The organism is Siphonobacter sp. SORGH_AS_0500 (assembly GCF_031453245.1).
In the GTDB taxonomy this organism is placed as follows: Bacteria; Bacteroidota; Bacteroidia; order Cytophagales; family Spirosomataceae; genus Siphonobacter.
On record NZ_JAVIYT010000001.1, the window covers coordinates 476623 to 502075 of the forward strand.

16 protein-coding genes are annotated in these 25453 nt (G+C 43.1%); 6 read left to right on the plus strand and 10 right to left on the minus strand.

What is annotated here, in order from left to right; translation table 11 throughout:
* Positions 1-2 precede the first annotated feature (2 nt).
* The 6 genes from QE357_RS02100 to QE357_RS02125 form a co-directional block, all read right to left on the minus strand.
* A complete protein-coding gene (locus QE357_RS02100; RefSeq protein WP_309705453.1) occupies positions 3-3176 on the minus strand; it encodes a TonB-dependent receptor in 3174 nt (1057 codons plus the stop codon).
* A 467-nt stretch (positions 3177-3643) separates the two neighbouring features.
* Positions 3644-4444 (minus strand): SDR family oxidoreductase, encoded by an 801-nt coding sequence (locus tag QE357_RS02105; RefSeq protein ID WP_309705454.1) that lies wholly within the window; start codon positions 4442-4444, stop codon positions 3644-3646.
* A 323-nt stretch (positions 4445-4767) separates the two neighbouring features.
* Entirely contained in the window at positions 4768-5502 is a 735-nt protein-coding gene (locus QE357_RS02110; RefSeq protein WP_309705456.1) for a LytTR family DNA-binding domain-containing protein, read from the minus strand.
* Between the two features lie 56 nt (positions 5503-5558).
* A complete protein-coding gene (locus QE357_RS02115) occupies positions 5559-6641 on the minus strand; it encodes a histidine kinase (protein ID WP_309705458.1) in 1083 nt (360 codons plus the stop codon).
* 124 nt (positions 6642-6765) lie between these two features.
* The gene (locus QE357_RS02120) at positions 6766-8139 is read right to left on the minus strand and encodes a HAMP domain-containing sensor histidine kinase (protein WP_106636645.1); all 1374 of its coding nucleotides are present in this window, start codon (positions 8137-8139) and stop codon (positions 6766-6768) included.
* 18 nt (positions 8140-8157) lie between these two features.
* Positions 8158-8853, minus strand: coding sequence for a response regulator transcription factor (locus tag QE357_RS02125; protein WP_106636646.1), 696 nt, complete (start codon positions 8851-8853; stop codon positions 8158-8160).
* Between the two features lie 170 nt (positions 8854-9023).
* Between QE357_RS02125 and rnpA the strand changes: the two genes are divergently transcribed.
* The 3 genes from rnpA (at position 9024) to QE357_RS02140 (ending at position 12230) form a co-directional block, all read left to right on the plus strand.
* Positions 9024-9431: a ribonuclease P protein component gene (gene rnpA / locus QE357_RS02130; RefSeq protein WP_309705462.1), complete on the plus strand. Its 408-nt coding sequence runs from the start codon at positions 9024-9026 to the stop codon at positions 9429-9431.
* Between the two features lie 100 nt (positions 9432-9531).
* Positions 9532-11199 (plus strand): S41 family peptidase, encoded by a 1668-nt coding sequence (locus QE357_RS02135; RefSeq protein WP_106636648.1) that lies wholly within the window; start codon positions 9532-9534, stop codon positions 11197-11199.
* 170 nt (positions 11200-11369) lie between these two features.
* A complete protein-coding gene (locus QE357_RS02140; RefSeq protein ID WP_106636649.1) occupies positions 11370-12230 on the plus strand; it encodes an AraC family transcriptional regulator in 861 nt (286 codons plus the stop codon).
* 228 nt (positions 12231-12458) lie between these two features.
* Here the strand turns inward: QE357_RS02140 and QE357_RS02145 are convergent, their stop codons facing one another.
* Together QE357_RS02145 and QE357_RS02150 are read right to left on the minus strand one after the other, a co-directional pair.
* Positions 12459-13355 carry a flagellar motor protein MotB gene (locus QE357_RS02145; RefSeq protein WP_307141847.1) on the minus strand — a complete coding sequence of 299 codons (897 nt, stop codon included), beginning with the start codon at positions 13353-13355 and terminating at the stop codon, positions 12459-12461.
* A gap of 789 nt (positions 13356-14144) precedes the next feature.
* Positions 14145-14594 carry a hypothetical protein gene (locus QE357_RS02150; RefSeq protein WP_307141848.1) on the minus strand — a complete coding sequence of 150 codons (450 nt, stop codon included), beginning with the start codon at positions 14592-14594 and terminating at the stop codon, positions 14145-14147.
* Between the two features lie 715 nt (positions 14595-15309).
* Here QE357_RS02150 and QE357_RS02155 point away from each other — a divergent pair.
* A complete protein-coding gene (locus QE357_RS02155) occupies positions 15310-16542 on the plus strand; it encodes a lipase family protein (protein WP_309705466.1) in 1233 nt (410 codons plus the stop codon).
* Positions 16543-16597: 55 nt separating this feature from the next.
* Here QE357_RS02155 and QE357_RS02160 read toward each other — a convergent pair whose 3' ends face one another.
* Both QE357_RS02160 and QE357_RS02165 read right to left on the minus strand, forming a co-directional pair.
* Positions 16598-18697, minus strand: coding sequence for a hypothetical protein (locus tag QE357_RS02160; RefSeq protein ID WP_309705468.1), 2100 nt, complete (start codon positions 18695-18697; stop codon positions 16598-16600).
* Between the two features lie 386 nt (positions 18698-19083).
* Positions 19084-21567, minus strand: coding sequence for a ribonucleoside-diphosphate reductase subunit alpha (locus QE357_RS02165; protein WP_106638404.1), 2484 nt, complete (start codon positions 21565-21567; stop codon positions 19084-19086).
* Positions 21568-22018: 451 nt separating this feature from the next.
* Here QE357_RS02165 and QE357_RS02170 point away from each other — a divergent pair, with 451 nt between their 5' ends.
* Both QE357_RS02170 and QE357_RS02175 read left to right on the plus strand, forming a co-directional pair.
* Positions 22019-22264 (plus strand): type B 50S ribosomal protein L31, encoded by a 246-nt coding sequence (locus tag QE357_RS02170; protein ID WP_106638405.1) that lies wholly within the window; start codon positions 22019-22021, stop codon positions 22262-22264.
* 267 nt (positions 22265-22531) lie between these two features.
* Entirely contained in the window at positions 22532-25357 is a 2826-nt protein-coding gene (locus QE357_RS02175; RefSeq protein WP_309705473.1) for a right-handed parallel beta-helix repeat-containing protein, read from the plus strand.
* Positions 25358-25453 lie beyond the last annotated feature (96 nt).

Consider the following 25453-nt stretch of genomic DNA (forward strand, 5'->3'; position numbering starts at 1 on the left):
TATTAGAACCCAGCTTTGATACCAAAAGTGAAGGTACGAGCATTACCTACGGTGTTTCGGTCAACACCCTGACCGCTGTTACTTGAGAAACCATTAGATGATACTTCTGGGTCTGGACCAGGGTATTTAGTTAATACTGCTAAGTTCTGACCGCTTACATATACCCGAAGGCTATTCATTTTTACTTTAGTTAGTAATGCGTTGGGCAAGGTATATCCCAGTGTTACGTTTCTAAGTTTCAGGAAGTCACCCTTAAATACGTTGATATCCAATGGCATGGAAGAACCGTTCGATACGTTATCATTGAATACGGGTTTCGCGTATTTCTTATCAGTATCTCCTTCTTTCATCCATGCTTCTGTTAAGACATCACGAGCATTATTCCACCAACGCTGATCGTGCAGACCGGAGTTGGTGCCATAATAAACATTGAAGCCTAATTGGTAGGTCAGCATTACCCCTAAGTCAAAGTTTTTGAACTTGAAGTTGTTATCCCATCCACCGTATTGCTTAGGGTTAACGTTAGCATACATAACCCCATCAGCGGCCTGAGTGATGGATGTTCCGCCTGTTGGACCCACGTAACGAGTTAAACCGTCAGGAGTAGTTGAGTAATTAAACTGACCTGATGGGGCGTAGTATTGGTAATATACTTTTGTTCCTTGCTTATTAATAAAAATACGCTTACCCGTAGCTGGATCAACGCCACCCGTACGAACCACCCAGAGGTTACCAATTGAATAACCAGGAGCTGTTTGGTTTACCGTTTCCAAACCACTCGTTCCTGTTTGCAGAACATCCATACCAGGAGCTAAAGACGTTACCTCATTTTTATTGAATGTAATATTGAAATTGGATGACCACTGGAAGTTACTCGTATTGATGATACGAGCATTAAGGGCTAATTCCAGACCTTCGTTATACATCGTTCCAATGTTTTGAGGAGGATTGGAAGGAAGGCCCGTGGAAGGAGCTTGTGCTACATAAAGAATCAGGTTGTTGATGTTGTTTTTGTAGTAAGCCACTTCTCCCGTGATGCGATCATTGAGAATACCAAAGTTGAAACCTACATCAGTTTTCGTACTGGTTTCCCATTTGAGGTTAGGGTTACCTACACTGGAGAAGGCCAGCGTAGATAAGCCACCGTATAAGCCAGAGTTATACGTGGAGTAAGGAGTATAGTCACCAATACCACCGATGTTACCCACTTTACCGTAACTGCCGCGTACTTTGAAGCTGCTAAAGATGTTATTCAGTCTGGCGTTTTTCCAGAAGCTCTCTTGTGTGATTTCCCAACCTGCAGAAGCTCCCCAGAAAACCCCTTTTTTCACGCCTAGAGCAGAGTATTCATCCTGACGTAAGTTACCGCTCAGGTAATATTTCTCTTTGTAGTTGTAGTTCAAACGACCAAAGCCAGATAACAGATAATTTTCTCCGTATACTAAGTTAGTATAGTTGTTGTTAGCCCAGCCTGCCTGTAACTCAGTGTAGGCATTGTCAGAAATATTCTGGCGGTTTAAACCAAATCCTCTCGATGTGTTACGTTGCTGCTCTTGTCCAATCAACAAGCTGAAGTTATGAGCTCCGCCGAAGCTGCGATCATATTGAGCGGTGTTGGTCCATAACCAGGTTTTTTCTTTTCTGAAGACACCTGAGGCATTTCCTTTCGTGGCGAATCCATCACCTGTCAGAGGAGATTGAAAAATATCGTTGTCAACTAACAGGAAATCAATACCATAAGAGCTTTTCAGAGTAAGACCTTTGATCGGACTAATCTGAATGTAAGCATTAGACTGGACGTGGCTTACTTCTGAGTTAGAACGGTTAAGTGCTAAAAGAGCCGTAGGATTATAATACGAGATGTTCGTGATACTCATATTATTAGAAGAACCAATGGCTGCGTTGTCACGATTGATATTAAGTGACCCATCGTTATTGTAAGGAGCCAGAATAGGAGGTAATACAATAGCCAGACGTCCTAAACCACCGGTATTGAAAGCTTCACCATTCAAAGAGCCGGAAGAACTAGCCGCTAAGTTCTTTTCATTGGAGTAAGAAATCTTACCGCCTACCGTAACGGCTTTCGTTAATCTGCTATCTACGTTAAATAAGGCATTTAAACGCTCAAAGTCATTTTTGCGGATAACGCCTTGCTGGTTCGTATAACCCGTAGAAAAATAATAATTTGTATTCTCACTACCGCCAGACACGTTTAAGTTATGGCTATGAGATACGCCCTGACGATATACCTGATCCTGCCATTTCGTATCAATAGGATTACCATTGGCATCGTTCGTTTGAGTTAATGTCGTCGTGCGGGCATTAGGGTTATTCGCAATGGCCATCCGCTTGAAAGTCAGATATTCCTGAGCATTTAGCATTTCAGGCAGACGATAGGTATTAGAAACACCAGCCCATCCATCGTAGCTTATGCGTACTTTACCCGATTTACCTCTTTTGGTAGTAATGAATACTACCCCGTTAGCGGCCCGGCTACCATAAATGGCGGTTGCTGCGGCATCTTTCGCTACGTCAATGCTCTCAATATCATTAGGATTGATACTGGCAAGTGGGTTACTGGAAGCATTTCCCGCACTGTAGTTCCCTGTAAAGGTAGGAACACCATCTACGATAACCAGCGGATAGGAACTTAAAGAAATGGAGTTCGTACCGCGAATACGGAACACCGGAGGAGCGTTTAATACACCACTGGGAACCGTGATCTGAACTCCAGGCGTACGGCCTGCCAGGCCTGATTCAAAGCTCTGATTAGGCATTTGAGCAAGCTTTGCTCCGGCAACCGAACCAATGCTACCCGTAGCATCACGCTTACTTTGTGTACCATACCCAATAACCACAACTTCCGAAAGTTCGCTGGAATCGTTAATCAGTTTAACATCAATGACGCTTTTGTTGGCTACCTCGATTTCCTGTCTCTGAAATCCAATAGAAGTGAAAACAAGCACTACATTTCCGGAAGGAACACTGATTCGATACTTCCCATCCGCATCAGTGGTTGCTCCCCGGCTGGTTCCTTTAATGCTCACACTAACGCCGGGAACGGTACTTCCATCGTCAGATGTAGTAACCACTCCGGTCACTACCCGATCCTGTCCATAAGCAGCTACTGTCGCTGTCAGAAACAGAATGTTTAGAAAGAGTATTAATCTCTTCATGTTTAAAGAATTGGTTAAGAATTAAGAATGAAATCAGAGTATATATTTATAGAAGAAAATGGGACAACTACAGAATACCCTAGCGAAAGGATATGCCGGAACAGCAACCAGAAAGGTTGATGGTACTGCTTCGAAAAAAGTGATTAACTAAACCAGAAAAGGAGGAGACAGTTTTCCCAAAATGAGCGTAGATTTATACATGATATTGATGAAGTTTTAGTTAAGGGAATATTACAATAGACTACAAATGTAATAGGAATCTAATGTCAAGCAAATCAAATATCAATTTTTAACAAAACACCCGTATATTTCATAAGTTTTACTGATAATTAGATAAATATACCCTCTGAATTAAGGATTTTTACGGAATATGATTCTACTAGTATAAGTCAATATGCTCTTTTGAGAGGATCTGAATCCTATGAATAGTGCTATTTTAATCTTGAAATCGATTCTTCTGAACAGTCTTATATCCTCCGGTAATTACGAATGAATAACCAGAGCAAGCCTGGAACATACCGCTTTAAGTAAGCCCCCATTACTTCTGTAAAACCGCCAATCCATACTTCTTTTTTCCCTTTCTTCAGGGCTTTTACAATCGCTTTGGCACAGCTTTCGGCAGAAAGTCCTTTGGAGGAGTGACTATCAAGTTGATTGTGAGCTTTTCCGCTGGAATTCAGGGCGTTAAGTGAAAGTGAGGTTCGGACATAACCCGGACAAACGAGGGTTACCCATATGCCTTCTTTCCAGATTTCGGCCCGAAGAGCATCAAAAAAGCCTCGTAGGGCAAATTTAGAAGCAGCATAAGCCGTGCGTTCCGGCGTGGCTACGTAACCCGCCAGACTACAGATAGGAACGATGAGTCCTGTACGTTGCTGAATGAAATGCGGTAAGACGGCTTTGGTTAGGGCAATGACGCCAAAATAATTTACTTCCATTAATCGGCGATCAATGGCAAGCGGGCTTTCCAGAGCGGAGCCTCGCTGACTGATGCCGGCGTTCTGAATTAAAATATCAAGGCGGCCAAAGGTTTGGAGAACCGTATGAATTGCTTCGGGAAAGGCTTCGATATGGGTGATGTCCAGTGGTAGAATGCATACGTTTTCTGTCGGAACGGGTAATGCTTGTTTAACCCGTACCAGCTCGGCTTCTCGCCGGGCAGACAAAACCAGCCGACAACCTTCGCGGGCCAGAGCGTGAGCCAGGGCCTCCCCGATGCCGGAGGACGCTCCAGTAATCCAGACCACTTTATTAGAATAGAAGGCCATAAGAACGAAGAAAGATTGTCTCGCAAAATACGCGGATTGGCCTAAAATAAAGAACCGTCGCTTCAATGAAACGACGGTTGCTCTCACCCCAAAACTTAAACTACCCACAAGGGGATTTCTTTATAGCGATTCGCCGTGGCGATTACTTTTCTATGAATTCAGAGAACTGAACAAGCTTGAAAAAGGAAAAACAGACTCAAGCCCGCAGAACTTTAATCAAATAACTCAAAAGATATTTTACTAATTTCGGGAAATATACTCTTCTCGATTTTTTGCCGATCATATCGAATAAAAGCGAGATAAGATGGGATTAAAACCGCAAGCTATTCCACTTTTCCGGCATTAATGGCTTTGAATAATGCTTCGCCGTAAGACTCGCTGATGGGAATATGAACCTGTCCAATTTTAATTCGCAGGTTGCGAATGGACTCGATTTTATCAAAGGCGATAATGAATGATTTATGGACCCGCAGGAAAGGTCCGCTGGGAAGCTTTTCTTCCATGGCCTTCATCGTTAAACGGGTAATCACCGGACGGGTTTGCCCTTCGAGATAAATCTTGACGTAGTCTTTTAAGCCTTCCACGTAAAGAATTTCCGAAATGCGGATTTTTACCAGTGAATAATCTGCATTGACGAATAAGTATTCTTGCGGAACTGCGGGTATTTCAGGAACGGATGCGGTGCTAAATTCCTGATTTCTAAGATTATATAAATCGTAAGCTTTATTGACGGCTTTGAGAAAACGCTCGAAAGAGACGGGTTTTAGCAAGTAATCAATCACGTCGAGGTTAAAGCCTTCGAGGGCGAATTCCTCGTAAGCCGTTACAAAAATTACCATCGGTGAGTTTTTCAGACTCTGCACAAATTGCACGCCACTGATACCCGGCATCTGAATATCCAGAAACAGTAAGTCAATTTGTTGCTGTTGCATTACTTCCTGGGCTTCAAACGCATTTTTACAACGTTTAACCAGGTTCAGAAAAGGAACTTTGCGGATGTTATCTTCTAGTAAATCAAGAGCTAACGATTCATCGTCAACGGCCAGACAATTGATCATAGTTTCAGTCGTTTTGGGTAACTAACTAATTGATTAATAATCTAAAAATACATTTATCAACCGTTAATGGCTTCGGTCAAAGATCGGTCTTTTAACGGATGGTCTCCATTGAAATGCAGTGAAAGCTGGACTTCATACCATTCTCCGGTTTCACTGATGGTTAATTCGTGCGATTCAGGGTATAATAAACTTAAACGACGCTGAACGTTTGGTAACCCAATACCTGAACTGCTGTCTTTCACCTCTTTAAAGCGGCGATTTACTTTGTTTCTTACCTTGAAAATGAGCGTTTTCCCTTGTGCCTGCAACATAATGTCAATGACAGGATCACTAATAATGCCGACGCCGTGTTTAAAGGCGTTTTCCACAAACGGAATCAGCAGCATGGGTTCGATAGGCTGATGTGAAAGCCTGTTGTCTGCTTCAAAATTAATTTTTACGTCGTTACCGAACCGAATTCGCTGCAAATCAATATAGTTATTGAGGTACTTGATTTCTTTTTCTAACGAAACCCGCGTGCCGTTAGACTCATACAACATGTAACGCATCAGATCCGAAAGCTGAATAACGACGGGCTCAACCATATCCGATTTTTTCCGGGAAAGGGAAACGATGCTGTTCAAGACGTTGAACATAAAATGGGGGCTGATCTGCGAACGTAGAAAGCTTAACTCAGATTTAAGTTGCTCATTTTCCAATTCTTTCCGCTGCTGTTCGTCGGCTAGATAGTCACTCAACAGACGATAGGTGGTACTAACGGCGAGGATGAAGAAAACGGGAAAAAGCGTATAGATCGTGATTCGGGCCGAGGGTAACTCGGGGAAGAAAACGTAATTGCGTAAGCTTAGATTAATGGAAAGAACGGCTGTCATCGACAGCAGAATGTAAGCCACATAAAACCAAACTCCCTGGCGTTTTAAGACTCTGGGAATGAATATATTAGCATTTACATAAAACAAGGGGATGGTCAACATATTCAGCAAAATGATTACCTCATCGGGTACTTTTACGCGAGGCGTACCCGGGGGATTCTGAGGTGATCTGAGCAGAAAAGGCAGGGACAGAAAAAATGCCCAGAAAGCCAAGTGCATCAGAACAGTCAGGCTTTGACTGAATTTTTTAAATTTCAAATCTCGCACAAGTCGTCCGTGTGTTGTTCTACAACTAAAGTAATTAAGCCTAAAAATTTTAAATTTTCAATGCGTCGAACTTCCTGATTACCGGGATAAAGCTTCCATTTCGAGCGATCTTCAAAGGCCTGCTTTAGGCCAGGGGTAAGCGAAGCGTAAAGGTGCTGCCCTGATGAAGCTCACTTTGAACGGAAACAGAGCCGTCGTGCCACTCAGCAATGCGTTGACTTACGGCCAGCCCGATGCCATATCCCGTATAACGAATCGCATTATTTCCCCGGAAAAATGCCCCGAAAATCCGTTCCTGATCTTTTTCGGCAATACCAATACCCTGATCCTTTACGTGAATAAAGCAGTTGGACTGCTGGCGTTCGATGGTAATGTAAACCGGATGCCCATTTGAATATTTGCAGGCATTGTCCATGAGGTTGGTTAATAGGGTTTTCAACAAAGACTCATCGCCCGTTACCTGAATATCATCCGGTTTCATTTCAAAAATTGCCGGGTCGAAACAGATGTCAGTTACTTTCTGGGTTGCTCCCATGTGCGACTGAATATCAAGTAATAAATCAACGACGGATAGGGTATTTCGCCTCAGCACTTTATCGAGCGGACGAGCCAGTTGTAATAATCCGTTCGTTAACCCGATTAGACGTTGGGTATCCTGAAACAAGTCCCGCAGAATTTCCCGGTATTCTTCGGCGGACAACGTTTCTTCCAGTCCCGACTGAATATCCGTCTTCATGGCCGTAAGCGGCGTTCGCAACTCGTGAGAGGCATGAGAAACGAAGCTTTTCTGTTGCTCAAAAGACATATCCAGCCGATTTAGCATCTGATTGAAATTAATGGCTAGCTGAGCAATTTCGTCCTTCCCATTTCCTTCCGAAAGACGTTCTTTGAGGTTTTGAGCCGTAATGTGCTGTATTTTTTCATTGATTGTCGCTACTGGTCGCAGGAAATAAGCGGACAACCAGCCACTAGCCAATACGGTTAGCCCAACGCCAACGAACCAGCAGATGAGGAGCGTATTCCGTAGGTTGCGAAGTTTATATTTTCCGAATTTATCGTAGGCCGAGGCTAATACCACGTACTCACCCTTGGAGCTATCAATTTTAGAAGGAAAAGCCAGCCCAATCTGGTCATAGACACCCTCGGTATATTCAACAATTTTTTCCTCCCGAACTTCTGCGATTAACCTGCGGCTGTATTTAACGGGTTTGTCATCGATACTAGAATAAACGAGCTTATTTCGGGGATCAAAAACCAGCACTAGCTCCTCGTCCAGAGCCGTCAGGGAGTTTTGGTCTATGATTCTAAGTAGCTCATTATTAATCTCTTTGACATCAATCAGATACCGGGCTGTCGTTCGGGCTTTATTTTCCAGTCGTCCCAGAAAAACTTCATCCCGGTGCCGCGACGAATCTTCGTAAATGACGTATGAAAACAAGGTGAGTAAGCTCGCAACGATGAGCGTAAAAAGCAGAGCAAGCTTGTAACGAATCCGCATGAATCAACGAGTAATGAATTAATGTTCAGGACGTAAGACATACCCCTGTCCCGCCTTGGTCTGGATTAACTTAGGCTCAAAATTGCGATCTACTTTTTTACGGAGGTAAGCAATGTAGACTTCAACGATGTTCGTACCAGGATCAAAATTCAGTCCCCAGACTTCTTTCAAAAGCTCGGCTTTGGTAATCAGTCGGTTTTGATGGAGTAGTAAATATTCCAGTAGGGCGTATTCTTTCGCGGTTAATTCCAGCTTTTCCCCATCCCGGATAACGGTCTTATTGAGCAAATTCATTTCCAGATTCGCAATCCGTAGTTTCGTTTGCGTCTGGGATTCTTCAATAAACTCATTTCTGCGAAGCAAGGCCTGCATGCGGGCGTGTAACTCCCGGATGTCAAATGGCTTAGCCAAGTAGTCGTCCGTGCCCTGTTCAAATCCTTTTAATCGGTCTTCGGTATCATCCAGAGCAGTTAACATCAAAATAGGCAGGCGGGGCTTCTGGCGACGCAATTCTCCGCAAATGGCGTATCCATCCAGTCCGGGTAAAACCACATCCAAAATCACCAGATCAAAACTGGAGTCCAGAGCTTTTTGTAAACCAGCGGTTCCGTCAAAAACCGGAGAAACCTCGTATCCTTTTCGACCCAGGGTTCGGGAAATACTCTCCGATAACCGCTGATCGTCTTCAACCAATAAAATTTGCTTTGCCTGCATATCGTTCAACTACTTGGAATGCTACTTAGGTACTAAAGATACGGGATTAACTACTGCTAAAGGACGATTAGAATGCAGTTTAACCCATTAAAACCCGAAAACATCCTTTGGAAACCGTTTGGTCGGGGTAATGAATTGTATCTTTGCCACCCATTTCTTATTTAGCGTCTATGGATCAGCGGTTACGAAAAACGGAGCGATTGAAGAGTAAAAAAGTCATTGATCAACTTTTTGCCCGCAATGGTAAAGATATCCTGGCTTTGTTTAGTTATCCGCTCAAGGTAAATGCTTTGGCGGGTGCTTCGACGGCTTTACCACAAGTAATGGTTTCGGTTTCCAAACGCAATTTCAAAAGAGCAGTTGACCGGAATTTACTCAAACGCCGCCTGCGGGAAGCTTACCGTTTACATAAAGAGATCCTGTTAACCAACGATCAGTGGCCCGCCAGCATTGCCATCGTTTACGTGGCAAAAGATATTTTACCCTTCGCTGACATTGAAAAGAAGATGAAGTTTATGCTCAAGCAACTCGGGAAAGCCAGTAACTCGGCCTCCGCTTCACTTACCAGGGAGGAATAATCGGGTTCGAAACGACAAATCTCATCTTTCCATAATCCAAAATTGAAATTTTTCCTCTAAATTGTTCTGAAATCGCATTTATAAAGCCAGCCATAGATTCATGAAACACACCGCTCTGAAAGTTGGCCTTCTTACCACATGTCTGGTGGGAGGGCTCGGATTATTCTCCTTTACTGATCCAGGAGAGCGGACGTTCGAGATCATGAAGAATCTCGACATTTTTGCGACGCTTTTCAAAGAGCTTAATACGTATTACGTAGATGACGTAAACCCTAATAAAACCATACGTACGGGGATTGACGCCATGCTTAAAAACCTCGATCCGTATACCGTTTATTACCCCGAAGACGACATTGAGGATTACATGACCATGACCACCGGGAAGTATAACGGAATTGGTATTCTGACTCAGCAGCGGCAGGATAAATTCTTGGTTATCATGGTGTATGAAGGAACGCCTGCCGAAAAAGCAGGCATTCGCATTGGGGATGAGATTTTAAAAATTGATGGACTGGACGTGAAGAAGCCGGGCATCAATGTGGATAAGTTAATGAAGGGGCAGACGGGTAGTGCCGTAAAATTGAGCCTTCGTCGGTTTGGTCAGGATAATACGGAGGAGATCAGTGTTACTCGCGACGTAGTGAAGATGTCCAACGTGCCTTATTTCGGCATGATTAATGATGAAATTGGATACATCGATCTCAAAGATTTCACCGGAACGGCATCCAAAGAAGTACGTCAGGCTTTTACCGATTTGAAAGGAAAAGGCATGAAAAAAGTAATTCTGGATTTACGTGATAACCCCGGCGGTCTGCTAAATATGGCAGTAGATATTTCGAATATCTTTGTAAATAAGGATTCCGAGATTGTTAGTACCAAAGGCAAAGTAAGCGAGTGGAATAAAACCTACACGGCCCTGAATCCGGCTATGGATGCAGAAATTCCGCTGGTAGTATTAACCAACAGCCGTAGTGCTTCGGCAGCTGAGATTGTAGCAGGCGTTATTCAGGATTATGATCGGGGTGTACTCATTGGTCAGAAAAGTTTCGGAAAAGGGCTGGTTCAGATTACCCGTGATTTGAGTTATAACAGTAAGCTGAAAATAACGACGGCTAAATATTACATTCCCTCTGGACGCTGCATTCAGGCGATTGATTATGGACACCGGAATGCGGATGGCTCGGTAGGTAAAATCCCGGATTCGTTACAGACAGCGTTCAAAACCCGAAAAAGTGGACGTACCGTTTATGACGGCGGTGGTATTGCTCCTGATATTTTGGTAGATCACCCGGCTCAGTCGGCTATTTTGACGAGCTTATACCGGAAAGGCTATATTTTCGAGTATGCTAATAAGTATCGCCACGATCATGCTTCAATTAAGCCGGGTCGTGAATTTAGTCTGTCAGACGCTGAATATCAGGAATTTGTTAAATGGCTAGGTGATAAAGATTACGATTATACAACCGATGTTGAGCGTAAATTTGAAGAACTGGAAGCTTCTGCCAAAAAGGAAAAATATTACGATGTCGTTCAGGAACAGCTCAAAGTCTTAAAAACGAAATTTGCTCATAGCAAAGACTCTGATTTATTGAAGTTTAAAGACGAAATCCGGTACATGCTGGAGCAGGAAATCATTCTTCGCTATTATCTACAAAAAGGCCTTCGAGAGCATTCTTTTAGTAAAGATCCCGAGATTATGGCTTCGCTAAAAGTTTTTCAGGATATGAACCGCTATCAGAGTATTCTTAAAAACGGGGCTTCAAAATAATCCTCATGAAAAGAGTTCAGTTTGCAAAAGCTGAACTCTTTTTATGAAGCAGGCAAATTAATAATATCCTCAGTATCAAAGATTAGCTTCTGTTTTTTGAGCTAAAGGTTTGTATTCAAAGGTCTAATTTGCTTAGTATTGTTACTTGTTTCGTATTAACATTAGCAAAGATGAAGCCATCTTTTGAACACATAGATGCTTTGCCCGATAGCTCATTTACCTTCCGAGAGCATATTTTAGAGGCCTTTGATGCTCCGTATCATTTTCACCCCGAAGTGGAATTAACGCTGATTCTTTCTAGTCGGGGAAAGCGATTTGTGGGAACGAACGTATCAAATTTTGAAGCAGGCGATTTAGTATTAATGGGACCTAATATGCCCCATTACTGGAAAAATGAAAACAATACCGATCCTGCTCACTCGATAGTTATTCAGTTCAAAGAAGAGTTTTTAGGCCCTGATTTCTTCAAAAAACCAGAATTCTTACCCATTGCCCGCTTACTTCAAAAAGCAAAATCAGGGCTACATTTCTACGGAAAAACGGCTGAATTAGCTAGCAAAGAACTTCAGTATTTATTAAAAGCCAGTCACTTTCACCGATTACTGGGGCTTTTGGATTTATTACATACCCTGACGGAAAGTAAGGAAGTGAACGTTCTGGATACCAGTCAGTTTTTCGCTCAGTTACCCAAAACAGATTACGAACGGCTGAATAAGATTTATGCGTATATGTCTGAGAATTTCCGTCAGGAAATCCGGCTAGAGACGATCTCTGAGTTAATTAACATGACACCGCAATCCTTTTGTCGGTATTATAAGAAGGTAACTAAAAAAACCTTTGTGGATTCGCTCAATGAGTACCGCATTCGCTATGCCAGTCAGTTACTGGTTTCTGACGGGGATTTAACGGTTTCAGAAGTATGCTTTCAAAGTGGCTTTGGAAATATATCTCATTTCAATCGCCAATTCCGGCAAACCACAGGCTTAGCTCCGCTTCAGTATCGGAATGAATTCCTGAAAACAGGCTTATAATCATTTTGGAAAGATAAAACTTGTAGAGCCTCGACTTGATCGGGTCTCTTACGCCGTGGCTGGTGTCGCACCAGCCACCCCATGAGTGGAGAGGCCCTGGGCCGAGACTTGCCTCTTCCGGCCAGAGGCGGTCAAGTTGCGTCTAAAGTAAGAGGGGCGGTCATGAAAAACCCCGGCTCACTCCTGGTGAGCCGGGGTTTTCACGTGTATCCTTCTTCAAGGAATGCCTTATTTTTTCTCCAGCAACTGGAAGAACTCATCCAGACGTGGAGTGAGGATAATCTCGGTTCTGCGGTTGACTTTACGTCCAGCCGCACTCTTGTTAGAGTCCTTGGGTTCGTACTCACCCTTGCCGGCGGCGGTCAAACGAGCGGGATCGACCTTGAACTTGCTTTGCAGCAGGCGTACCACGGAAGTGGCCCGGCGTACGCTCAAGTCCCAGTTATCCTTGTTGACTTCGGTAGCGATGGGGACGGCATCGGTGTGGCCTTCCACCATGACTTCGAGCTCGCTGTGATCGTTGATGACCCGGGCTACTTTTCCTAAGACTTCCTCAGCCCGGGCATTGACATTGGACTGACCGGTAGCAAAGAGGAGTTTATCGGAGATGGAAACGTAAACGACTCCTTTTTTCACTTGTACTTCCACGTCCTCATCATTGACATTGGCCAGGGACCGCTTGAGGTTCATGACCAGGGTCATGTTCAAAGAGTCCTTGCGTTGAATGGAAGAGTTGAGGCTCTGGATGTATTTACTCTGCTGATCGATGGCTTCCAGGGAACGTTTGATGGACTCGGCCCCCTGTTTGGAAACGATGGAGAGATCGGCCATGCGGTCGAGGAGCCCGGCGTTGGTTCGTTTGAGGTAGTCGAGTTGATCTTCGACTTCTTTGACGCGGGCAGATTTAGCCGAGAGTTCGGAGTTTTTGGAATCGAGTTGAGCCTGCAGGGAAGCGGACTTTTGCTGGCAGTCGCCGAGTTCGACGCGGATGCGTTCAGCCAGGCGGGCGTTTTCGGCCTGGAGGTCGTTGACCTGGGTTTGCAGGGCCCGGGCTTTTTTCTTGCTCACGCAGGAGCTGGTCATTACGGCTGTGGACAGAGCCAGCATTACCCAAATTTTTCTCATAATGTGGATACTAGTTTTAAAGGGGATTTAGCAAATTCAGTTTTCAAGTGCAAATATACCAGACTGTTGATGAGTATACCATGCAAACATATACGGTATTTTAACGAAGGATGGTTCTAAAATAGCCGAATTTGCTAAAGAATAGATGAAATAGGCAGATACCCGTCCTCGCCTTTAAAATCAAGGGCTATTTTTTGAAAAAAACCGTATTCTTACGTTTCTGAGGGGATTTACAAAAAACTGACCGGGACAAAATTTTCCCGGTCAGTCCATTCCCAATTTTCTTTAGTACTAGTAAAGAACCTTAAAATTCCGCAATTTCAGTAACAATTGTAGCCTGGAGGCAATTAGAATTTTGTTAGAATTTTCAGGAGCTATTTAGGGGAGCAGAGGTGAGGCCTCAGCCAGTGGATAAGCTCTTACTCTCATTTCAGGTGTAAAAGGGATGGAGTAATTACGCTAATGTAGTTAAGCATTTAACGAATAATAACCGATTGGTAGTAATAACTACGAACCTATCCTAATAGAAAGAATGAATGCTAGTCAAAGTTATTGGGTTACAATTTTAAATGCCTAGTTTCTTTAGGCTTAACAACCAGATAACTCTCTAATTTTCTTAGTCTTAAATGCCGGATTACACTTTTCCTGCCCGTTAAAGTCATCAGGAAACACCATTAATAACTAATTACTAAACAATGTTGAGAAAAATCAGGTGCTAGCCATAGAGACAAAAAAGAAAAGGTTCAGCTTTTTACAAAGCCGAACCTTTTCTTTTTTACTCATACTTTACTATTCTTCTTCAGAACTAGTAGCTGCCGTACGAGGAGATTTTTCTTTTAATGATAATTCATATCCGCTGATACCTTCTTCTTCATAAGTGAAAGGTTTGATATCAAACGTATAATCGAACGTTTTGTAATCCAGGCCAATTCTATCGAAAATTGCTCCTAAGGCAATACCATGACCACGACCACTTTTGGCAATTGGGAAAGCATCTGTATCTGCCTCATCTGCCTTCACTAAAAAGAAGGAACCAACGCCTCTTTTTCTTTCTTCTGTACCTACTTTGAATGAGCTGGTTGCAGGGTCTGCTTCCAATAATTCAAGTACAGCAGGAGATAACAACAGCTTTCCTTTTTTGGAAATAGAAGTAGTTGGGGCCTCTTTCGTTTTGGCTGACTTTTTCTTTTCCTCTACATTGTCGTTAGGAGAAAAGAAAAGAATTGATTTTTTTTTCATGAATTGATAAATAATTAATTGTGCTGCTTGTGTATAATAACGAAACAAATATCTGATTTATGCTTTAAAAAACAAATCATTGGTATCATAAATCGGTAGGTATGGATTTTTTAGAAGCAAAGTTGGATAAAATAGGACCTTAAATTTACTTCATTACTCTAATTATGTAACTCCATTAAGTTGACGTTTGTTTTTAAAAAAGAGTTTTAAATGGGGCGTTATCTAATAAATACCTGTTCAGACGAACTGCCAAATTAGACTAAATATGTACAAATAGGTTTAAGCTTGTTGAAACTAATAGTACATAATTTCTAATTTATTTAGCTAATAAAAATTTGTTTTATTACCAATTATGAGGGTACACTGACTCGAAAATATACTTTTAAAAAGTAATGTAAAGATGTTTTACATTAAGGTAAATACTCATTAGCTAATCTTTAGGTACCTTATTTTAGATGTATTAAATTATGTATTTTAGGCACGAAAAAAATATTCTATCAAGGTATTTGCCAAAAGAGTGTTTGGGTAGGTTAGTAGGTTATAATGCTCAAATAATAGGAACTTTATAAAGATTTTATTTGTTTTTTATAAACACAGAACCCGATTGGATATTAATTTGAATGGCTAATTACTAGGGAGTTACGGATATTTTTTCGTTATCTTCGGCTTGTCTAGGCCATTCTTCTTTTAATCGGCAGTTTTCTTTACCAAATCCATGAAAAAAACTCATTTATTGCATTATTCTTCCCAAGCCTTGTTGTGTTTGATTACTTTTTTCTTGCTGGCTTGCGGAAAAGATCCCGAACCAAATCCAGGAGAAGTTGCCGATAAGTATTTAGTTAAAGTTGAAACTATTGATTCTCTATCCGTTGATAAGGTAAAATCTTTGGTCGCTACTTCTAATCCCTTATATGGAACCCTGGTTTCTTACGGTGTTAAAGCCTATCGGATTACCTATAAAACGAAGAATACCGATAATCAGGAAATTGAAGCTTCAGGAGCCATCGTCATTCCTGCGTTAAGTGCCAATGCAAGTGCCGTTCCAATGGTTAGCTATCAGCACGGAACAATTTCGACGGAAGCCCAGGCTCCTTCTAATCTAAACCCCAGTGCTGGTAACGATGCACAGTTGGTAATTCTGTTGGCAGCCCAGGGGTATGTAGCTGTTGCTCCCGATTATATTGGTTACGGAGCGTCGAAAAATCTGGCACATACGTATGAACATCGTCAGGGTTTATCGCAGGCGAGCCTGGATTTGCTTCGGGCAGCAAAGGAATATTTTGCGAAGAAAGATACCCGTTATTGGGATAAGCGTTTGTACCTGACAGGTTACTCCGAGGGCGGATACGCTACGATGTCCTTATTGAAGAAAATAGAAGAAGAAGCGGCTTCAGAGTTTAATTTAAGAGCAGTTTCGGTGGGCTCAGGAGCTTACAACAAGACTGAGTTTATGAAGTATATCGTTAATAATCAGGCTACCACGACTGTAAGTTACAATCGCTTATATGCCTGGGTATTATTGACTTATAATCGAATTTATGGATTAAACCGCCCGGCTAGCTATTATTTCAAAGAGCCTTATGCTTCGCAAATTCCAGCGGAAGTGAAACATCAGTCGGATTTATCTTCCCTGGTTATTAATACCAGCATTAGCAATACGTTTACGGATTCGTTTAAAAAAGGGTTGAATGATGGAACGGATACGGGTTTTCTGAATGCGGTGAAGGATAACGACGTTTATGACTGGAAGCCCAATACTACGCTCTGGATGTATCACGGAACGGCTGACGATCTGGTACCGGTTCTGAATTCCCAAACGGCGTTTGCTGCAATGAAAGCAAAAGGAGCAGCAAAAGTGCAGTATTTCCCCGTGAGTGGTGCAAATCATACTTCCGCTGTCTTGCAATATGCGTTGGGAACGCTGACCATGATAGGATCTAATCCTTAAGACTGAGATGAACAGCCATAAAAAATGCCGAATGAACTTCATTCGGCATTTTTTATTAAGGCATCTTTTTAAGTCCTTCCCATTTTACTTTCCAGTGCCTGGGTAAACCGGGGTTTTCTTTGATACTTCCATCGAAACCGGCACACAAAAGAGCGACAGTGGCCAACAAACCGCCATTGCCGGGCAGGTAAATGCGTAAACGTCCGTCCTGGAAATTATGACCGTTAGGTAAATACGTATTTTTCTGGACGGGCATTAACAATGCGTCAATTGCTTTTTCGGGCTGATAGAGTCGGGTAGCCGTCATGGCCGTCATCGGAAAATCCCAGCCCCAGGTGTGGTCCCAGTTCCATTTTTCCCAGATTAAATCCAGCGTTCGGTGCATGATCGTTGAATCCATTCCAGTTTGCTGGGGCATTACGCCTAAAGCCCCTAATACGGCTGGGTGATCAGTCATCCAGTTGGGATTGGTATAGGAATCTGGAGCACTTTCGGTAGCCAGGTAAACGCCGTCTTTTTGAGGCAAAGGCGAAAGTTTCTGAAGTACATCGTCCCATTCTTTTTTACGACCTAGCTTTTGCCGTTCCCGCCATTGCTGGGCTGTTTCCAGAGCCCAACGCCAGTAGGTTAGTTCGAATGTAGGGTTAAAGGTTTCTTCCTGATGAAAACATTCCTGAGCGGGAATCAAGCCTTTGCCCAAAACATAACGGTTCCCTTCAAGGGTGGCATAGGAGGCCATAAAATCAGCCGTAGCTTCGACCAGATCAGCATATTTTTTCAAAACTTTGGCATTAGCTTTATCCCGGTAACCTAATTCAGCCAGGTAAATAAAATGCGGCTGTTGCCAGATCAGGAAAGCTCCGACGGACGAAGGCGTTTCATTACCTTCGCGGTCCGTCATTTTCGGCCACCTGATGCCCTTATATCCTTGCCGAACGGCGATAGCCTTTGCTTGATTTACCGTTTTTCTGTACCAGGCCAGACTTCTTTCCATTAATTCTGTTCGCCCCCAGAGAGCAAAATGGACCCCGTGCCACCAGTGCATTTCCAGGTGAGGTTTGCCGTACCAACTGTTATAGGTCAAGCCCGTTTCCTGCGGCGGCATGGACTGGGTACAGTTAATCTTGGTTAGGTATTGGGAAAGAATAATGCGGCGTTCAAGTTCTTTCGCTCGTGGATCAGTAGTTTCAGAAAAATCAATGGCCGCTCCAGAGGTCCAGAAGCTTTTCCATCCGTTACGACTACTGGTCTGCGTTTCTGCGAAAGTAGGAACCTGAGCTTTTTGGGGGCTAAATAAGGCAGATAATGTCAGTGTCGGTTCGGTTGAAGTAAGCAAAAATTCATGGGGTTGTGCGGACTGAAGCGTGGCCTGCCCATTCCAGTTCAGATGAACAAAATATTGATCCTGATCCAGCTTATGTTCAAGCAGGGCGGAGTTTCTTGATTTAGTAACTATTCGTGACGTATGCTTAGTCGACTGCTCATAATAAGCTCCAGCATCGACAAACTGATTCGTAGGGTAGGGAAAGCGTAACCGAATCCTTAGACGCTTTTGAGCGAACAATGGGGATTTGATTTGAGCCGCTACGGCGTCTTTGCTTTGGTGACCGTAGGTTAACACCTCTACTGGCGTACCTTCTAGCTTAAAATGGCTTTTAATGGCTCCCGTCCACATGTTCAATTCCTGACGAATACCCGTCAGATCCGAGGGTCGGGCTTCGCTTCCATCCTTCTTGAGTAATACCAGGCCCAGATTCCCCAACTGAAGGCGGTGCGGATTCTGGCGGGCAAAATCAATGACTGCTTTTTCGCGGGCCGTCGAGCCTTTCTGAACCGCATAAGTTACCTGTCTTCCCTGTTGCGGGTAAGGCTTCAGCGATTCTTCCAGTTTGTAGTTGTCAGGATTAGGGAAGCTATGCCAGCCCCATTCCGACTGCGTCCCCAGGGGAACGCCCTGAGCGTAATAGGCTGGAAACGTCTGTAAACCCGTTGCATCAACGGTAAAGGCAAAACGACCATTACCTACCGAGACCGAGGCCAACGTATCCATTTGGGTAGTAATAACCGAATGACGCTCTACCAGTGCTTGTCGGTTAATCCGTTGGGCAAATAATAGATCGGGTAAGAGCACCAAAGTCCAGAGGTATTTTCTCATCGATTTAACGAGTAAGTTATCGAAGAGACGGTGGAGAGGCGAGATAGCCCTGTAGGAAATGAAAAAAGGCAGACGCTGCCGTCTGCCTTTTGATTTATTTATGCTTGGAATGAAAGCTTAAGCCATATTTTCTAATTTCTTCATGGGCTAAAGCTAACTTTTCGGAAAATAAAACCTTTCTCCTGAATTGCTCATCAAGTTCAGGGTTTTCCTTGACCTTGAGTTGGGCGAGCTGCTTAAAAGTTAACGGAGTCGTTTTCAAAGCGGAATACAATGCGTATTGTTTTATAGAAAGAACTTACAAAGGAGTTTTAGGTCCTATACAGAAAAAATAAAACCCGCTCTAAAGCGGGTTTTATAAAGCTCATCTAGACTAAATATCGCGATTATGATCCACACATCTCGCAACCTTCAGGATCATCCAGCGAGCAGGCAATAGCTGCCTTTGCATCTTCTTCTGACCACTTGATAGGCTCCACCTCTTTCGTCATCACAGGTGTTGAGAGAGCAGCTTGTGCTTCAGGCGTTGCCAGGTAGTTCATTGCCTTCTCGTGCACAGTGGCCGTACTGGGCTGAATGGCTACCTGAGCCTGCGTTTCTACCGTGAACTTGATGGCATCGGCAGCGGCTTTGGTACGCAGGTAATACATACCCGTTTTCAGTCCCCGCTCCCAGGCGTGGAAGTGCATGGAGGTGATTTTACCGAAATTGGCATCCGTCATGTGAATGTTTAGCGACTGGCTCTGGCAAATGAATGCACCGCGGTCGGCTGACATATCAATGATGGTTTTCTGCTTGATTTCCCAAACCGTCTTGTACAGTTCTTTCAGGTTGGCAGGAATTTCAGCAATGTTCTGTACGGAACCGTTGGCTGCGATGAGTTTATTTTTCATCGTTTCGTTCCATAAGCCCATTTTCACAAGGTCACGCAGCAGGTACTTGTTCACTACTACGAATTCGCCGGAAAGTACCCGACGTACGTAGATGTTTGAAGTAAAAGGCTCGAAACACTCGTTGTTACCCAAAATCTGGCTCGTCGAAGCCGTTGGCATCGGAGCTACCAGCAGGGAGTTACGTACCCCGTGGGTTTTTACTTTTTCACGCAACGATTCCCAGTCCCAACGATTCGAAGTAGGTTTGACACCCCACATGTCGAACTGGAAGATACCCTGAGAAATGGGACTTCCGGCCCAGGTTTCGTACGTGCCGTATTTCTGAGCTTCTTCCATCGAAGCCTCCATGGCTCCAAAATAGATCGTCTCGAAAATATCTTTGTTTAACTGGCGGGCCTCTTCGCTTTCGAAGGGCATGCGTAGCAATACAAACGTATCTGCCAGACCCTGTACTCCTAAGCCGATCGGACGGTGGCGTTTGTTCGAACGTTCCGCTTCAGGGACGGGGTAATAGTTAATATCAATGATCTTGTTGAGGTTACGCGTAGCTACTTTCGTAATCTCATACAGTTTTTCGTGGTTGAAACGCAGGAATCCATCCTCACCTTTTTCCACGAACTTAGGCAGAGCTAAAGAAGCGAGGTTACAAACGGCTACCTCATCAGCTGCGGTGTATTCAATGATTTCAGTACACAGGTTCGAAGACTTGATCGTACCCAGGTTTTTCTGGTTCGACTTGCGGTTCGCGTGGTCTTTGAACAGCATGTAAGGAGTGCCCGTCTCGATTTGCGATTCCATGATCTCGAACCACAGATCCTGAGCTTTTACCGTACGGCGAGCTTTGCCTTCACGCTCGTATTTTTCGTATAAAGCCTCGAATTCATCCCCGTATACATCCGATAAACCAGGGCACTCATGGGGGCACATTAATGACCAAACGTCATTGTCTTTCACCCGCTTCATGAATAAATCAGGTACCCAGAGGGCGAAAAATAAATCGCGGGCCCGGAGTTCCTCTTTACCGTGGTTTTTCTTTAACTGAAGGAATTCAAACACATCGGCATGCCAGGGTTCAATGTACATGGCAAAGGAGCCTTTGCGTTTTCCACCTCCCTGATCTACGTAACGAGCCGTGTCGTTAAACACGCGAAGCATAGGAACAATACCATTGGAAGTACCATTCGTGCCTTTGATGTAACTACCCGTGGCCCGGATGTTATGAATGCTCAGACCGATACCGCCCGCCGACTGCGAAATCAGGGCACACTGTTTCAGCGTGTCATAGATACCGTTAATGCTGTCGTCCTGCATGGTTAACAGGAAGCAGGAAGATAACTGAGGTTTCGGCGTACCGGCGTTGAATAACGTTGGTGTCGCGTGCGTGAACCAGCGTTCTGAAAGCAGGTTATAGGTTTCAATAGCCGACTCAATGTCGCTGCCATGAATACCAATCGCTACCCGCATCAGCATGTGCTGAGGACGCTCGGCAATTTTACCGTTTACTTTAAGTAGATATGATTTCTCAAGCGTTTTGAAGCCAAAGTAGTCGTAACCGAAATCACGATCATAGATGATAGTAGAATCCAGTAATCCAGCATTTTTCTTTACTACATCGTACGTATCCTTAGAAATCAAAGAAGCATTTTCATTCGTCTTGGGATCGACGTAATGATACAATTGCTTCATCGTTGCCGAGAATGACTTCTGCGTATTTTTATGCAGGTTAGAAATGGCGATACGAGCTGCCAGGGTTGCGTAGTCGGGGTGGCGAGTCGTTAAAGAGGCCGCCGTTTCTGCTGCCAGGTTATCCAGCTCTACGGTGTTGACACCATCGTAGATACCAGAAACTACTTTCATTGCCACTTCAACGGGTTGAACGAAAGCCGGGTCAAGTCCGTAGCAAAGCCGCTCGATGCGGGCGGTTATTTTGTCGAATTTTACCGATTCGCGTCGGCCGTCTCGTTTAATAACATGCATATTTTCAGCGAGTTAGAATATTTCGGGAATAACTTAAAAACTTGGGTTGAGGTAAAGATGCTCACTAAGGGAGCGGGTAAGTATTAAGCAAACATGAAAAGCTGAACTGCATATCTTTTACAATCGTTCCCACTGAACCTTAACTTTTCAAATGTGAAATTAATGTTAAGAACGTGGACTTGCAACTGCCTGAAAGTTCATCTAACTCACTAAAATTCCGTGCCGCGAAGGCTTCTCGAACGCATTGAATTCAGAGACAAAAAGTTACGACTCGAATGATTATTCGCCCACTGGAGCGATAGAATTGAAGAAACTTTAAAAAGTCCAATAAAAAGATTTTCAGTGGGATAGCTAATAAAAAACATTCTAGTAAAATTTTGTAACATTCCCAAAAGATGATTATTTTTGCGGCCCGTTCATAAAGAATCGTAACTGACTAACTATCAATATAATGGCGAAAGCAGACATTCATCCTGGGTACCGCGAGGTAGTATTCTGGGACCTTTCAAGCGACTATAAATTCCTGACCCGTTCAACTTCAGACACGAAAGAGACGGTAGAATTCGAAGGAAAGACGTATCCTGTAGTGAAAGTTGAGGTTTCTTCACAATCTCACCCTTTCTACACTGGTAAAAACGTACTCCTCGATACGGCTGGACGCGTTGATAAATTCAACAAACGTTACGGTAAGAAATAGTCCGTTTTTAACGAACTCCAAAAGAGGCGGTTACCTGTTCGGGTAACCGCCTCTTTTTATTATGCGGCTGGGAAAATGGGTATATGTTACTAATGCAATCGCGTCTATTCCCAACCATCGTTTTTAAGCAACTATTAGTAGGATACATAATTTTTTCTTCCAGTGAGCTAATCACAAAAAGATAATATAACTGCCTCGGTAATATTCAAAATTAAGTACCTAAATATGCAGGGTATAAAATACACACACCTTTATACTTAAATTTTCATGAAGCATTTTTTACCTATGCTATTAGTCCTTTTATGGACTTTTTCTTCTCATGCCCAGACGTGTGGATGTGACTATACGGTGACAAGTAGTGGCTATTATGGCCCCGGCAATTTACCAGTCCAACCCGGCCAAACCGTTTGTATTCAGGCAGGTCAATATACAAATCTTCAGTTTTCTAATCTCTCTGGAACACCAGCAAACCCAATTATCTTTAAAAACTGTGGAGGTGTAGTCGAAATAGAAAATAATACCTCTACGGATGCCTTGGCCTTTGCTAATTGTAAATACTTCAAAGTTACGGGTACTGGAAGCTCTCAACAAACCTATGGGATTCACGTCAAAGGGACTGGAAGTGGCCGAATGGGGTTATCGGTTATGGATAAAAGTACTAATTGTGAAATCGACCATTTAGAAATTAACAACGCAGGCTTTGCTGGAATTATGACCAAAACGGATCCTTGGTGCGATCCTGCCACTTGGCGTGAAAATTTTACCATGTATAATGTCAATATTCACGACAATTACATTCACGACTGCGGTGGCGAAGGAATTTATGCCGGGAACTCGTTTTGGGGTGGAGGATCAACCATCAATTGTAATGGAACAAGCATTACGGTTTATCCACATAAAATAGTGGGTTTAACTATTCACCATAATCTAGTAGAACGTACAGGAGCTGAAGGAATTCAATATGGTTGTTCTCCAGATGCGAAAGTGCATGATAATATTGTTAATTCACCAGGTATTTCTCCTTTCGCTAATTATCAAAATAATGGCATCCAAATTGGGGATGGGTCTGGCGGTGAACTTTATAATAATACGATTAAAGATGCCCCGGGAGTAGGAATTATTTTTTTAAGTTTTGCTGCTAATCAGAAAATATACAACAACTTAATTGTACGTTCTGGAAGTACAGGTCTATTTGCCGATAAACGCGTTGGGTCCTTCCCGGAATCTACACTGAAAGTATATAATAACACCTTTATTTCTCCGGGAGGGGATGCTATTCTTTTATATAGTACAGAGAATGCTCATTATATTACTAATAACGCTTTAATAGCCCCAGCATCAGGACAATACATTAAAACGGCAGCGGGCGTAAATACTCAGAATAACAACAACTTTATGGGTGGGGTTTCCGCTGCCTCATTTGTAGGAGCTAATGATTTTCATCCTACATCTATATCGCCATTATTAAACCAGGGTTTATCGATTCCTGACCTTACGTTTGATCGGGATGGGAATGTACGTCCCCTGCAAAATGCTTTTGATATTGGCTGTTATGAAGTTGTATCAACACTTAATACTGATACAACAGCCTGTCATGCAACAATCACTACCAGCGGCTATTATTCAGCTAGTACGCTAAATGTACAACCCGGACAACGCGTCTGCATCCAGGCCGGGTCTTATAGCAATCTTTACCTGGCTAACTTTAGTGGAACTGCTTCCGCTCCCATTACTTTTAAAAATTTTGGTGGCAAGGTAAGCATTTCTAATACGAATAATGACGGAATCGTTTTTAATAACTGTAAGAATATCGTCTTTACAGGTTCAGGTGTTGATTCTATAGCCTATGGAATAGTAGTAAATAAAACAGGCTCTGGCCGTATGGGAATGCTGATAAGCTCTCTAAGTACAGATGTAGAAGTTGATCATGTAGAAATTGGGAATGCAGGCTATGTGGGAATCATGGCTAAAACGGACCCAACCTGTGATCCATCTACCCAGAGAGGTCAATTTGTGATGAAAGGAATTAAGTTACACGATAATTACATTCATGACACTGGTGGCCCAGGCATTTTTGCAGGTCATACTTCCTATGGGGCTGGAGTGACTGTTACCTGCTCTGGAGCTAGTCAAAACGTATACCCTCATCTCATGCAAGGCTTAAAGGTTTTTCGGAATGTATTAAGCCGAACCGGAACAACGGGTATTTTATATGCCAGTGCTGCCGATGCTGAAGTTTACGGAAATACTATAACTCAGGCCGGGTATCAAAACTATAATATGGGTATTCAGATTGGGGATGGGACCGGTGGATACTGCTATAACAATAAAATCAGGCAAACTACTGGAAGTGGAATTTACATCACAAGTATGGTAGCTGATCTTTCCGTACATAATAATTTAGTAGTTGAAAATAGTGCTTACGGAATCGTGTCTACCTCTGGGGCTGGAGGAGTTAACGGTACCAAGCTACGTATACTAAATAATACTGTCGTACCTACGGGGCAGGCTGCCATTCATTTAACAAATACGTTACCAAAAGTTCAGGTATACAATAATGCAATGGCTAGTCCTAACGGTCAATATTTACAGTATGCGTCTGGTGTGAATCTATTACAAGCGGGGAATTATCAAAATACAATCCCAAATACGAAGTTTGAGAATTTGCAAGATTACCTTCCTAAGGATGATTCTCCTCTGGTTAACAGTGGTATAAAAATTGATTCTCTGGGCATAGTAACTGACTTATTGGGCACAGCTAGACCTCAGCAAGGTTCCTACGATATTGGCTGTTACGAAAAGATTATCGCCACTTCACTTTCTTTTGTAAAACAAAGTGAGCTTATAGAAAGTGATGCAACAAGTACGCTCAGTATTTCTCCTAATCCTTTCTCTAATAAAGTATCGGTGAGTGTACCAGACGGTCATTTACAGTATTTATATGTGTATGACATGCAGTCCCATCTATTACGTACCCAAAATTTAGTAGGCACTAAGGTATCTTTAGACTTACAAGAATTGCCTGTAGGTATGTATATGATTTCCATACCTACACAGGACGGGGTCTTAACCCAAAAAGTAATTAAGTATTAACTACTTAGATATTTACGAAACGCTATACCTGCCCAAAAATAGTAGGGTAAGCATAGTGTATTTCAAATACTGTTTCCTATAGGAGCTACTATATTT